10 protein-coding genes and 1 riboswitch are annotated in these 14,283 nt (G+C 51.3%); of the genes, 8 read left to right on the top strand and 2 right to left on the bottom strand.

All coding sequences use genetic code 11. The annotated features are described in order from the left end of the window. The first annotated feature begins 40 nt into the window (after positions 1-40). A riboswitch (molybdenum cofactor riboswitch) is annotated at positions 41-160 on the top strand. Between the two features lie 214 nt (positions 161-374). Continuing rightward, entirely contained in the window at positions 375-1,607 is a 1,233-nt protein-coding gene (locus tag DCMF_RS08415; RefSeq protein ID WP_214659196.1) for a molybdopterin molybdotransferase MoeA, read from the top strand. Between the two features lie 178 nt (positions 1,608-1,785). Next, positions 1,786-3,225, top strand: a complete 1,440-nt coding sequence (locus DCMF_RS08410; RefSeq protein ID WP_236860222.1) for a C4-dicarboxylate ABC transporter — start codon at positions 1,786-1,788, stop codon at positions 3,223-3,225. Between the two features lie 24 nt (positions 3,226-3,249). Here the strand turns inward: DCMF_RS08410 and DCMF_RS08405 are convergent, their stop codons facing one another. Further along, a complete protein-coding gene (locus DCMF_RS08405; protein ID WP_148134014.1) occupies positions 3,250-4,002 on the bottom strand; it encodes a prepilin peptidase in 753 nt (250 codons plus the stop codon). Between the two features lie 20 nt (positions 4,003-4,022). Further along, positions 4,023-5,231, bottom strand: a complete 1,209-nt coding sequence (locus DCMF_RS08400) for a hypothetical protein (protein WP_148134013.1) — start codon at positions 5,229-5,231, stop codon at positions 4,023-4,025. Between the two features lie 551 nt (positions 5,232-5,782). On the opposite strand from DCMF_RS08400, the gene DCMF_RS08395 reads away from it, so the two are divergent. The 6 genes from DCMF_RS08395 (at position 5,783) to DCMF_RS08370 (ending at position 14,280) form a co-directional block, all read left to right on the top strand. Continuing rightward, on the top strand, positions 5,783-7,444 hold the full coding sequence (locus tag DCMF_RS08395; protein ID WP_148134012.1) for a substrate-binding domain-containing protein: 1,662 nt from the start codon (positions 5,783-5,785) through the stop codon (positions 7,442-7,444). Positions 7,445-7,476: 32 nt separating this feature from the next. Then, the gene (locus DCMF_RS08390; RefSeq protein WP_214659195.1) at positions 7,477-8,427 is read left to right on the top strand and encodes a type II secretion system protein; all 951 of its coding nucleotides are present in this window, start codon (positions 7,477-7,479) and stop codon (positions 8,425-8,427) included. A gap of 312 nt (positions 8,428-8,739) precedes the next feature. After that, the gene (locus DCMF_RS08385; RefSeq protein WP_214659194.1) at positions 8,740-10,626 is read left to right on the top strand and encodes a type II secretion system protein; all 1,887 of its coding nucleotides are present in this window, start codon (positions 8,740-8,742) and stop codon (positions 10,624-10,626) included. Between the two features lie 60 nt (positions 10,627-10,686). Then, complete coding sequence (locus DCMF_RS08380) at positions 10,687-12,447, top strand: hypothetical protein (RefSeq protein ID WP_148134010.1); 1,761 nt, start codon at positions 10,687-10,689, stop codon at positions 12,445-12,447. After that, on the top strand, positions 12,444-13,127 hold the full coding sequence (locus DCMF_RS08375; protein WP_148134009.1) for a hypothetical protein: 684 nt from the start codon (positions 12,444-12,446) through the stop codon (positions 13,125-13,127). Before DCMF_RS08380 ends, DCMF_RS08375 begins: the two co-directional genes overlap by 4 nt. A gap of 13 nt (positions 13,128-13,140) precedes the next feature. Further along, positions 13,141-14,280: a type IV pilus twitching motility protein PilT gene (locus DCMF_RS08370; protein ID WP_148134008.1), complete on the top strand. Its 1,140-nt coding sequence runs from the start codon at positions 13,141-13,143 to the stop codon at positions 14,278-14,280. Positions 14,281-14,283: the final 3 nt, after the last annotated feature.

The raw sequence follows: 14,283 nt of genomic DNA, 5'->3' as shown, positions 1-14,283 counted from the left end.
TTTGTTTACACTGAAAGAAACTGGTTAATTTGTTTGAAAATTTACAAGCAGACTTCGAGCTTTTTGGGCCTACAGCAAAATGCCAGGGCCAAAAGCCGTTGGGTAAACCTGGAAACGGGTTTGCCTCCCGTGGTTGGAAAGAAGTAGGATTGCTGAACCTGTTTATGAAGTGTATTTTTCCATACGCTTAATAAACATGTCTCTCTATGGTCTCCAACTTCGGTTGGAGATTTTTTCATACATAAGTTTTCTGGGAAAAATAAAATTTAGAGGAGCCCGAAGGAAGGGAATATTACCGTGAGCGCTTGCTTACAAAGACAGGCCAGGATATCAAATAAGGGCCGTTAAAAATAGAAAGGATGGGTAAATATCTGATGATGAAAAAAATCACATGTGAGAGAGCTCAAGAAATATTGGTGCGTGCTGTCAAGCAGGTGTCCTGTGAAGAAGTACCGATATTAGATGCCTTAGGACGTATTACAGCAGAAGATCTTTATGCTTTACATGATCTGCCCATTGCCCGTCAAGCTGCCTTTGACGGCTTTGCCCTATGCGGGTTGGATCATAAGGGCGGCTTTCAAGTGGTGGAACCATATTCCTGTGACCCGGACAAACCTTTTATCCTTCAGGCAGGAGAGGCGGTTCATGTAGGTACGGGGGGCCTATTGCCCCAGGGAACGGAAGCCGTTGTGCAATGGGAGCATGGTACTTTGTTGGAAAACAAGTCCTTTATTCCCACAGAGGTTATTCCGGGCAGCAACATAAAAAAAGGGGGGGAGGACTTTAAAAGCGGGGACCTGCTGGTCCCCCGGGGTACCTGTCTCGCCGCCGGATTAGTCGGTTTATTGGCAGCCTTTGGGATTAGCAAGGTATCGGTACTCCGTCGTCCGAAGGTTTTGATCATCAGTATCGGATCAGGCATTATCCCCTACGATGGGGTGCCAAAACCAGGAGAAACCCGGGACAGCAACGGCCCTCTTTTAACCTCCCTTGTGCTCAGGGAGAGGGGTCAGGTAACCGCCCTTGAAGTGCTGGGAGCCAAGAAAATTGACGAAATGCGGCCCACTCTGGAGGAAATTTTTCACCAGTCGGACCTTGTGTTTACAACCGGGGGGACTTTTGCCGGAAATCGTTCGGAAGGGCAAGGGTTTTTGGAAAAAATCGGCGCGCAAGAACTTTTCAGCGGCGTACAATTAAAGCCCGGAGGCCATGTAGGGGCTGCCCTTTGGGAAGGTAAGCCTATGGTTATGCTTTCGGGAAACCCGGCCGCCTGTTTGGTCTGTTTTGAACTTTTTGCCTGCCCCGTACTGCGGATGATGCAGGGACTTAGTCCGGTCCTGCCCAGAATTCAGGGGCGCAGTTTGAGTTCTTTCTCCAAAAAGAGTATGGCGCGAAGCTTCCTCAGGGCACATGTGGAATGGGATCAGGCAGGATGGACGGTAGAGATTCTGCCGGGCCAAAAACCAAGTATGATGCGGTCATTTTTGGGATGCAATGCTTTGATCGACCTTTCTCCCGACCACCCTCCCATTCAGGTGGGAGATATGGTACCGGTAATCCTTCTTGATTCAGTTTTTCCCGGTTCGCATCACAGGGAAAGAGCATAGGGGACCTGCTTGATTTTACACATTCTCATTGACAGGTATTAACAAGGGGGATAGAATTTATTTTATTGGGTGATTCATATAAGCAGACCAGCAAGAAAACGAAGCCGGATTGGCTGGTATCCTTCTGCCACCTATTTAACGGACAATAACTTTAAATGGGTGAGATGGAGGCGGAATTGTGTTCAAAGACATAGAAAATTTATTGACACGAATACGGAGTCAGCTTACGTTTGTGATAGCCATTGCCTATCTGAGTAATGTGTTGTTTCAATCGGTTCTGATCCATCAATTGATATTAATCCTTACGGCTTTGGCAATCATCTTAAGCTTGATCGCGGTTACGGACTCGTCTAAGGTCATCGGATATTTTTTGTTTGCCTTGAGTATCATGCTTCTTCTTTATTTCCATGCGCCATTAAGTATCTGGGCACAGGCTGTGGAAGCGAACCTGTATTTGGTTGTGATGTTTACGCTGGTACCTTTACTGAGAATACCCATCCAGCATGGCGGCTATTTTGAGGCATTACAGGGATTCTTCCGGCGCTATGTGAATAACAACAGGCGCTTCTATCTTTTGGTAAGTTTTATTGCGGCTTTTCTCGGTATCTTGGTTAACCTGGCCGTTGTTCCCCTGGTCCATGAAATTGCCAAGGCAAGTGATCTCAGCGCCAATAAGAAGCTGCTCTGTTCGGCGATTTCCCGGGGCTTTTTTACGTGCACCATCTGGGCGCCTACTGCGGCCTCAATTGCCTTAATTATCCAATTGACCGGAGCAAAATGGCATCTCTTTTTTCCTTTTGCCATCTTCAGCGGGATGATTGCCGGGTTGATCGGCTACATCATGACGGTAGTTGAGGAAAAAAGAAGTGAGAAAGCACTCCGGGCATACGCGGTGACGTTGGCGGAAGAAATAGGAACGGGGGAAGTATTGCCCGGGGCAACCCAGGAACAGTCCGGAGAAATCAATTATCATAAAGTCATCGAATTATGCATTTTTGGGAGTGCCCTGATCACCGGGATTGGGCTGGTATCCTTTTTCACCGGGATGTCTACGCTGATTGTTGTTTCCATTGCCTCCGTTATTTTCCCTGTGATTTGGCTTACCTTCATTGGACGCTTACCGGTATTTTTCCGGGAATTTAAAGGAGAGTATTTCCACACCTGTCTTCCCGGCCTAAAAAATGAAATTACCCTGTTTGTCGGGGCCGGACTATTTGCTGCCAGCATCACATACTCCCATTTGGGAAATTATGTGCCCTCGATCCTTTCTTTACTTGTCGGCAACAACATCCTCCTCTTTAGCATCGTTGTGGTTTCCCTCAGTCACATCCTTGCCGTTTTAGGCGTTCATCCCATCGTCACCGTTACGATTATCGGTGAAACCGTGAAAGCTGCTCAGTACGGAGTGACACCCACCTATATGGCAATGATTCTTGCCGTCAGCTGGTCCATGGGGGTAATTATGTCTCCTTCTTCGGCCAATATTATTGCCGTCGCCGGTTTAGCCGGACAGTCGCCCATGCGGGTTGGCCCCTACTGGAACGGAAAGTATGCCCTGATTTCATCTGTGGTATTGCTGATAATGCTGACGATTTTCCGGTGGCTGGGGATCTTATAAAGGTATTCGTCCCTCTGCTCCCTCCTAGTTGGGGAAAAAATAACGTGCATAGAGAGCAAGCAGATTGTTCCCCTCAAGAAGGGACATCCACGCTCCCAACGCTAAAAAAGGTCCGAAAGGAACGGGGTCTTTCCTGGTTTTTCTTTTCGACGCCATTAAACAGATTCCCGCTGCTGCGGCGCAAAGCGCGGCAAGAAGAAAGCCTACCAAAAATAACCTGGGGCCCAGGAAAAAACCGATCAAAGCACAGAGCTTGACATCACCACCTCCCATGCCCCCCCTGCTTAACCATACGATCAGCAATAAAATACCGCCGCCCATGAAAAAACCAAACAAGGATTCGGTAAGTTTCATAAAAGGCATCCCCAATTGAAACCCGGTTCCGACCGTCAAACCCAAAATGATCAAACGGTCCGGTATGTAATAATGGTCCAGGTCGATAAAGGAAATCACCACTAAAAGGGAAATGAAAAACAAGTAAGGGATTACTGTTTTCGTAACCCCGAATATGGGGTAAAAAGAAAGGAAAAGCACTCCGGTGAGAAGCTCCACCCCGGGGTATCTCCAGGAAATCCTGCTTCCGCAATAGCGGCATTTCCTTCTTAAAAACAAAAAGCTGATCACCGGAATCAGGTCAAGGGGCCTTAAATTAGCGCCGCAGCTTCCGCAATGGCTGGGCGGAAAAGAAACCGATTCTTCCTTGGGTATCCGGTAAATGCAGACGTTGAGAAAACTGCCGATGATCAAACCTGTCATGAAAAACAGCATCCCCATCATGGACACCTCACCCTGTCCGGTTATTCCACATATTCTGCGCCGATGGATGGCATGGTGACGGCAGGGCCGGCCTCTGAAGGATATTCAAAGCTTCCCCGCACTTTTCCCCAAATGGTAATTACATCCTTAGGGCTGATTTCATCGGCTCCGTAATAAAATACGGCCACCCGGTCCCGCCAGACATTATTCTTGCAGGTCATGTCAACCAGCATCACGGAGTAAGCACCGTTTACCTCGGCCACTCTGCCCCGCAGTTTGATCTTTGCTCCGGCGAGATAATCGGCGTTTTCCTTCAAATCCGCGTAGGAAAAAACCGTAGCCTCTTCCTTGGAACTCTCAATTACCCAGGCCTGTTCCAAGGCGTCGATTTCTTCCCCCAGGCTTTCCACAGAGGAAGAGCCTGGCTGATAATAATCGGCTTCCCGCAGATCGGCTCTGGCTCCCGAAAAATCACCGGCCGCCATCCTGGTCCTGGCGCTGGACAAATAAGCGGCGACCCGGAGTTGACCAATTTCCCGGAGCGTTTCCTGCGCCTCGGGATAGTGCTGGTCATTGGGGTCCACCTGCTCCAAGAGAATCTGCGCCCCGTCCAGGTTACGGGCTTGATACATTTCCAGGCCCCTGGCGAAGTTTTCCGCCGAAGCGATCATAAGCTGTACCGTTTGCAGCCGGTTTTGAGCGGCGGCGTAATGGATATCCTTTGCCGACACTTCCCGGAAATATTTTTCCGCCCCCTGCCAGTCTTTGTCGGCCGCAGCTTTTTCTCCCTTTTCATAATTAGCCGCAGAGGCTTTAAACAGGAGGGCCAGCTGCAGCTTTTCCTGGGCGTCGGGGTAATGCGCGTCCTTTTCAATCACACTTTGAAAAGAGGAAATAGCCTCGCTCCACTTCTTTTCCTGAAAAGCGGCCAGGCCGCGTGAATAGTTCCGCCCGGATTCTTCCGCCGTAATAAAAGCTTTCCTGATTTCCTCCAGGCCCAGGGCCTGTATTTTTGCGTGTATGATGGGAAAAAGGCCTAAAACGGCGGCGCCTGCCAGGATGATGATGAAGGCAAATAATACTTTTCCCCGCTTGCTGCTCCATAACTTTTCCCAAAAAGACTCTGTTTTTTTGAAAGGAGTCTTTTTTTCTGCGCCGTCTTTTTCAGAAGAATCCGTGTCATGGAAGTTATCCAACAGTTGATTCCTCTGTAATTCTATGCTTTCCAGGTTGCTCATTACTCTCGACATATGATTGCCGCTCCCTCCCTTGTGATATGCCCTGGCTCTTTATTGCGAGAATTGCTGAATACATTCTGATATATTATACATGATCTTGGGCGGGATGATTTATTTGTTAAATAGATTTTACATACAAATAACAAAATGTGATGAGAGTTTACAATTAACCCCATCAGAAGGCCGAAACAATCCCCATAATGCTTGTCCGCACTGGCATGAGGGTCCCTTTCAGGATGAAACACAAAAAATAACAGGAGAGCTCACGTCATTTTACAATTTTTAACACAGACTGCGAACCAGTTTTATAATCCGGTTTTATAATACGAACGAAAACCGTGAAACCCTTTCATGGGATCATGGTGGTGCACCGTAATTACTTTTTGTTAAATGGGAAAGGGGGGAAAGACTTCCCGGACAAGCGGCTTCTTGATGAGGACGGGCAGGTGAAGGGCCGGGGAAAGATAAAAGATCATCGTTCGGTTTGCGGAGACATGCAACGGCGGGTTTAAATTAACCAAGAACACAAAAACAAGTAATTTTTAAGGAGGAAAGAAAAAACGATGCGAAAGAGAAATTTAAAACAAATTTGTGCCCAGATGCTTTTGTTTGCAATGGTTTTCATGATCTTTGTGCCGGTTGCCGATGCGGCTGCGCTTAAAAGCGTAAATATCAACGATCAGCCTCTCAATGTCATTACTGTGAACAAGGTTGTGATGGTTAAAGCCTTGGCTTTGGCCGATGCCATAGGCGCTTACTATGAAAAGAATCCTGACAACACTCCTAAGAGTATTACCGGCGGCACCATGGAAATTACCTACGGTGACCAGAGGCTGTTTGTGTCCGCCGGTACCAAATACGCTTACCTCACTAACGGAGTAGGCACCGAGAGCCCCACCCTGAGAACAGTGACCCTGCGCATCGCGCCGGTTACCAGGACGGTGCAAGGCGCAGCTACGCTTTATGTGCCCTATCAGGATATCATCCGTTTGCTGGGCGGAACCCTGGGGACGAATTCCGCCACCATCGCGGATAAGACGGCTGCAGAAGACTATGTGTGGGATGGGACAGCAGACCACGACAGGGACCTGCCGGAGATTGCCGCCGGTGCGGAGACCACTTTTAAGAGCGGCGGCGCTAGCTTCCCCAACAATCTCTATCAAGGAAAAGCAGATGCGTGGGTGACCAAATATCTCGCGATTTCCAAGGACATTGTGGGTGGTCAAACTACCTACGCAAAAACTAGTTCCGGTGCTGGCATCGACAGTGTAATGGGCAGAACAAACGACTGGGCCGGCTCCGACGACCCCCTGCCCGCCGCTGAAATGAATAACTATACCATGATCCCCGCCGCGATGGGCGGCGTGGCCATCATCACCAATATCCAGGGCATCGGGAGCTCCCGCTTGAACCTGACGGCGGACATCGTCGCCGACATCTATAAAGGAAAAATCACCAAATGGAACGACGCCAGAATTAAAGCCATTAACCCCGCTGTGGCGAAAAATCTGCCCGGCGCGGCGATCAATGTGGTCTATCGTGCGGAAGCCAGCGGAACCAGCTACTGCTTCACCTCCTGGCTTGCTTCCGCCGCTCCCAAGAACTGGACCCACGGAGCGCAAGCGGATCTGACTGGTGCGGACCTCGTGACAGCCCCGAAAAAAACCGGCGTTTCAGGCGGCGGCACTGTGGTTACAACAGTTGCCGGATCGCAAACGGCGGTTGCCACCACCAACGCGATCGGTTATGTTTCCCGCGGTGACGTTACAACAGGTAACGATGCGCAGGGCAATGTAGAAATCAACCGGGTCAAGAACAGAGCGGGCAATTACGTTCTCCCCACCACCAGCACGGTTATGGCCGCCGGTGCCAATGCCACCAGCCTGTACAAACATCCGGTGGACACCACCAACCCGGCCGGTTATCCGGTTGTTGCCTTTACCTGGATTATCGCCGAAAAGAATGCCGGCAAGGCCAAAGCTGACTGGACCAATCTAAGCGGCACACACACTGTTGTTACCCGTCCTGCGCTGGACGAAGCGAGCACGCTGAAGTTGAGTGACCACAAGAAGAGCATGCTCGTCCTGAAAGACTTTGTCACCTGGGCTGTTGTAGAAGGCTTTGGAGACAAATTTGCCACGGACAACAACTATGTGGGCCTGACGCCCAACCTGAAGGCCAAAATTCCTGCGATCCTTGACACTATCGTTACCTCGGGTCTGTAATTAATTTTTAAGAAAAAAGGAGAGTGAGACTTGTGAATAAGCTGATGCAGAAATGCAGAAGAATCCTGAAGGATTCCAAAGGTTTTACGTTGCTTGAACTGATCGTCGTCATCGCAATTATGGGCTTCCTCGTGGCCATGATCGCTCCCCGGCTGGCCGGTGTAGTTGCGGGCGCCACCAAAAATACCGACGATACCAATATGCAGAGAATTGCCACCACCACCTCCACCTTTAACGAGAAGACCGGCCGCTTGCCCAACGACCTGACCAACCTCGTGATCCGCACCGCTGAGGGCGAATATAACGTTCCGGGCGTAAGCGACGGAGACGCCACAAACGGCAAAGAGGCGCTTAATTCTGTTTTTGGCAATGACGACGAGTCCCTGGTGCCGCTTAAAATTCACTACCTGAGCGGTACGGAAGTCACGGAATTGAGAAATCTGGGCATCACCCGCGTACGCAACTGGAACATGACCAATCAAGTGGACGCGGATTACAATGGCGAAGGCCTTACCCCTGAGGGCAGCTATCTGGAAGAAGTTGAGGTGGCGGACGGCGTCGCCGTGCTGATGGTCGCCGCTGGCGCCGATACGGGAGACAACTGGGATACAAGTTTGGTGACAGATCAGCACATTCTCGATCCTGACTTGTCCTATCGTATCGTGCTCGGATTGGGCAAAGAAAACGAACTGGTCACCAGCGGCCAGCTCCAGAATACCGCCGTCAGCCCCGAGAGCGGAGCCAACAACCAGTATGCTTACAACAACTATATGCTGGTACTGCCCAGGCTGCAAGCTACCGTGGACCGGGAGGGAGTCGCCGCCACCACGCTTGATGTAAGAGAAATCGATACCGGTGAAGCCACTACGGTGAATGTGGGCGAGGCGCAGCAGTCCCACCAGTTCCTGGTGCTGAGCCCCGAAGGCCATATGTATCCCACCGAGCTGACAGGAAACTGGAATATCGAGGATACCAACGAATAAGGCTGCTTGAAGTGTCCCAGTTTAATAGGCGGAAAGCGTCCGGATAGGAAGGAAGAAATCCCTTCCTATTTTCCCCACCCCGGCTCCCCGTGCCAGGGTGGGGAAAATGTTTTTCATGATTGTTAAATCAATTCAACAATTGTTAAATATAATAGAGAAATGCTAATACAATGTTAAAAAAATTAATTATATCATAATTAATGTTTTTGCACAAGGATTTTGCTAATATTAGGCGAATATATCGTTTTGGAAAAAATATACTATCTGGGAAAAATAACTATTAACAGATTACAGAAAAGGAGCAAGACGGTCGTGACAAGAGTGCGGGATTGGTCAAATCAAGGTTTTACTCTATTGGAAATCATTATCGTGCTGGGCGTGATGAGCCTGTTTCTTCTGATGACAGTTCCGGCCGCGGGCAGGCTGGAAGAGATGCAGCGCGTCAAAGATACGCGGAACCGGCTGGATGAGATTCGTACGGCGATGATTGGCCATGATGCTTTCGATGCCAACGGGTACCGGATTGTGGGAGGTTATGCGGGTGATATGGGCGCTCTTCCCGAACTGTATACTTCCGTCTGGGATATGGTGTTTGAAGCCTGGGAATGGGTCAGCCTAAATGAGGAGGATTTTGAAAATAGTACGGCTTTTGAAATAGCTTTTGAAAATAAATTTGGGCTGCCGGAAAACGAGTACTTTGCCGCGGGCCGGGGGCAGCCCCGGGGACTGTGGAAAAAAGTAGTGTCAAAAAAGGCATCTGATCCCGATCAGCAGGAGAATTCCGAGCAGCCGGTGGAATTGGGAGACCGCTGGCGGGGTCCATACCTTTCCGATCCCAAGGATGAGCTTCCCGATAATGTGGGGGGGTTACGCTGGACTCCCGGCCCGGTGCTGGACAGTGAAATAAGGGAGAACCGGGAGTATGAAATGCGGCAGACGGAGGGGAAGCTGGCCGATGCCTGGGGACGGGCGCTGTCGTTTTATTATGTTAACGCAGGAGGCAATTATACCGCGCAGGGGGTGGCCGGGGTTACCGTCTATATCGTCAGCGAAGGACCGGACAGGAAAAGCACCCAGCCTGCGCACGATGAAAGTTTGGACCATAACAGGGATAATGTGATTTTGAAAATTTCTCCCCGGGAATGGACGGACGATGCCAGGGTAGATCAAACAGAGCAGCAGCTGGAAAAGATCCGTGAGGCCTTGCTGGGGAAAGACGCGTATTACGACGCTGCGGGACGGCCGTTGTACGGGGGATATATTCAGGATCACGGCGCCTGGCCGGACCTTTTCCGGTGGAAAAAAGAATCCAATGCAGCATCCGAAGAAGAATCTGAAGAGGAACCCGAAGAGGAATCCAATGGAGAATCCAATTGGTATTTAGTCGATGAAGAGAATGAAGAGGATAAGTTCACCCTGGGGGATGATGTTTACCTGGGGGGCCAGCCCCGGGGACTTTGGACGGGACAGCCGGGAGTGAAAGTGATAGACAATGGGGACGGCACCGCCTCGGAGGAGGAGTATACCCTGGAGCCCTGGAAAAATCCGCTGCTTGGCGAGGATGATTCCAGATGTATTGGTTTCGGCTGGCGGGGGCCTTATGTTGCCCCCCCCTCCGGTACGGGAAAGGCGGAGACGCTGAAGGACGCCTGGGGAACTCCTTTCCGCTTTCTATTCCTGGTATCTCGCGGGGGCATGGAGATACCCGACCAGGATCCGGGCGAGGCTTTGACTGTGACCAGCGCGGGACCGGACGGCGCATTTGACACAGGGGACGACCTGCCTGGCGTGGAAATCCGGCGCAGCGACTGGGACGTTCGGGAGACCATGACTCTTTTTGTCAAGCTGGTCAATAATACGGGAGAACCGCTGGAACTCAGCGCAGGGGACAACATGGCCATACGGTTTCACCCGGGAAACGGACTGGAGGAAATAAAAGCGGTCAGCGTTGTCGGGGAAGTATACAGCAATCCCACAGAAGCGGAGCTCTATAATCAATATCACCTGACTTTTTTACGCGGATGTGCAGGCTACCGCCTGGCGGAAGTCTGGCAGCAGTATCCCCTAGACCCGGAGAACCCGGAAAACCCGCCGAGGGGAAAGAGGATGGCTTTTTCCGGGGTATACCTGGACGGTCAAGGAAGGCTGGCACCGGGAGAGGATGAAAGCCGGCCGGTGATCCTTACCATCAACAAGTAAATGCACATCCATACATGGATTTTCCTTAGCATGACATTCTGAACGGAGCTGATAGAAGGAATGTTTTCTGTACTTGCCCTGGAAATTGACGGCGAGGTGATGCGCAGCGCCGTAGTGACCTTGAAAGGTTTGGGTCGCTACGGCGTCAGCCACTGCTATGAAATAAAGCGCCTGGCGGAAATAGACGAACCACCCAGTGTGAATGAGCTGGCCATGATCACGGCCCAGATCCCCAATTATCCCCAAAGCCTGGTGCTGGTGACCCCTCAGGCGATGCTGACCGAGGTTCCCATGGAAAAAGCCGTGCTGAAAAAAAGCGGCTTCTTTCAGAAAAAGGGAACGCTGGTCCGGGAGAGTGAAGCTTTTACCGGCTATGCGCCGGAGGAAACCTTTAACGGCTGGGAAAAGGGCCGTCTGGGTGAGGAAGAAGGCTACGACAGCTTTTGGGTGACCGGCTGTCTCCAGTCCTTTTACCTGGCGGTGAAGGAGACGGCGGAGGATATGGGTCTGAAACTGAAGCGGATTTACCCTGCCGAGGTTTGTTTTCCTGTAGCGGCCCTTTACCTGCATAAAGGGGAGAAGGGGAAAAAACGTCTGGTCCTGGACGTGGGCCCGGAAGCCTTAAAGGCGGCCTGGCTGGAAAAGGGCAAGATCACTGACTACCGTACGCTGGACCTGAGCCTGCCCGCTTTCGTGGATGATCCCAGGGCTGATGAAGGGTCCGGCTCCGAAATCAATGAATTTTTGGATTCTCTGGACGCGAAGGACTGCCAGCTTGTGCTTACCGGGTCCGGCGGAAGGGAGGAAGGCGTGCGCCTCTTTCTTCAGGAACGGTTGGGATTGGAGCCCTATCTCCTCAGTATTCCTTTGGCCGCTCAGGGGGAGCAGTGGGCCGGGAGCGCATTCTCCGGAGCGGTAGGGGCCGCCCTGCGAGAATTCTTGTGCCCTAACTGGAACAGCCGGAATATCGGTATCAGCGACGCCCAGCCCCTGGTGAAACGCTACGGCGATAAAATATATCTGATTCCCGCCGGAATATTGCTTTTCTTCTTCCTGTTTTTTGGCGGTCATTACTGGTTCATTAAATATCAGATTAAAAGCGCCGCGGAAGAAATGAAAACCTTAACCCAGGAGCGGGACAGCATTAAAGCAGCAATTGCCCGGGTAGACACTGCAGAGAAAGAAATGGCTGATTTAGATGAAAAACAAACTTTTGTGAAGACCAAGCTGCTGTTTTTGAAAAACCGTATTCCGGATTACGACCGCCTGCTTTATACCACCCTGGCCGCCATGAAAGATGACGCTCCGGAGGATCTGAATTTTGTCAATATTCAGCTTCTGGATACTGACGACCAATACCTGATTGCCGGCGAGAGCCTGAGCAGCACTTCCGTGCATGACCTGGCTCTGGCTTTGCAGCAGCCCGAGTGGTCGGAATTTGCCAAGGTGGAAGAAATTGTCCGGGAAGACCGGAAAGAAAAAATTGAACCGGAAGGAAGCGGAGAGGATCTTACGGGAGAAGAGATGTACGAAGACAACTTTTCCGGCCTGATTATTGGGGAAGAGGAAATGACGATTGGGGAAGAAGAGGGCGTGATTATGGGGGAAGAAGGGGAGGAAATTGTCCCGGAAGATCTTCCGCCGGAAGAAGATTCTGAGTTCGCTGAGGAGCCGGATGTGATCGGGGAAGAGACAGGGTTGGACGATACCGGGGAGACCGCGCCCAAGACCCGGGTGATCCAGGTATACGTGTTCCGGATCAGGCTGGTCATGAACAGGGAATTGGTGGCCGATTTGCCGTTGAAGGAGGCAGGCAAGTGATCAAAAGACGCAAATTGACAAAAATGGAAGTATACGTGTTGGGGGCAGTTTTGCTGGCGGTGTGTTTTTATGTCTATCTTTCCTTTATTTATGATCCGGCCAAAAAGGATCTGGCCCAGCTGCGCCAGCAGATTACCGTCACCCGGGGGGAAATTGCCCAGTTGGGTGCGCCGCCTGATCCCGGCCCGGTGGAAGCCAGGGTGAAAAAAGCGGCTGGGGACTTAGGGCTCTTGGAGTCGGAACTCAGTTATCTTCAGGAAACCAAAAAAGCCAACCAGCAGCCCACAGTTACCAAGGCCATGGCGTTGCTCAACGAATTGGCTGTGAAAAACGAGTTAAGCGTGAAAAAACTGGAGTTTATGGAACGGGTGCTGGAAGCGGGCGGGGCAGCCGCCGAGGATACCAAGAAAACCACCTCAAAGACGAGCAAAAAAAAGACGGAACCCGTTGCGACCACATCCAATTATTTCCCCTGGGATAAGTACAGCCTGGTGTTAACGGGGAGCCAGGCCGGCATAGTTCAATTTATGAAAGATTTGTCGGAGGCTTTTTGGCTGGTGCAGATCAATCAGCTGCAGGTTTCTGCCGCCCAGGCCGATAAGAAGAAGCAAGCCGACGGCAGTGCGTCGGCAGAGCCAAACAAGGATGAATTTGAAATGGCGCTGGAAATAAGCCTATAAAGGAGACTAAGCGATGGATGACATACGCACGTCGATCAAAGCGTTGTTGAGAGAAGCGAATGAAAAGGATTCTTCGGATATTCACATCGGCACCGATATCGCGCCTGTGCTCAGGACCAACGGGGGCTTGGTGCCCCTGGAAGTTCCCCCTTTGAACGCGGAGGAAACAAAGTTTCTCCTTTTTCAGCTGCTCACCCCGGGGCAGCAGAAGTTTCTGGAGGAGCACCGGTCGGTGGATTGCGCCGTGGGCTTCCCGGAAATCGGCCGCTACCGCGTCCATATCTATTACCAGAAGATGCAGCTTTCGGGGGCCGTACGAAAATTGGCCGATACCATCCCCGGGATGGATACTTTAGGACTCCCTCCGGCGGCGGCCAGTTTAGCCGAACTGAAAATGGGCCTGGTCCTGGTGACAGGCGCTACAGGAAGCGGAAAATCAACCACCCTGGCCGCCATCATCGACCTGATCAATACCAACTTCAGCCATAATATCATTACCATTGAAGACCCTATCGAATATGTGCATTATGGAAAAAAAAGCCTGATCAACCAGAGGGAGGTGTATTCCGATGTGCCTTCCTTCTCGGACGCTTTGCGGGGCGCCCTGCGGGCCGACCCGGACGTGCTGCTGGTAGGGGAAATGCGGGACCTGGATACCATCCGGACCGCGATTATGGCGGCGGAAACAGGCCATCTGGTGTTTTCCACCCTGCACTCCCGGGACGCCACTTCCTCCCTGACCCGGATGATCAGCGTCTTTCCTCCGGAGGAACAAGCGCAGGTGCGGCAGCAGCTGTCCGTATCCCTAAAAGCGGTAATTTCCCAGCAGCTGCTGAAACGGGCGGATAAACCCGGCCGGGTTTTGGCCGCTGAATTGATGATGGTGACGCCGGCCATCAGCAACCTGATCCGGATGGGAAAGCAGGAACATATTTATATGGCGATTGAAACAGGAAATAAACTTGGCATGCAGACGATGGAGCAGTGTTTGGTGAACCTTTACCAGGCGGGCTTGATTGACCGGGACACGGCCCTGCAATCAGCGAAAAGCGCTACTTTGATTGAGGACCGTCTGGCCAGTGCGGAAAAGGAAATAAAAAACCAAAAGCATGTTCCTTTACATACACATAAATTGCCCAGAAGGAGCCACTAATCG

Origin of the sequence: Candidatus Formimonas warabiya (assembly GCF_002777255.1) — a bacterium.
Lineage (GTDB): Bacteria > Bacillota > Dehalobacteriia > Dehalobacteriales > Dehalobacteriaceae > Formimonas > Formimonas warabiya.
Note: the sequence above shows the minus strand (reverse complement) of the source record. Positions and strands in the feature narration are given on the sequence as shown.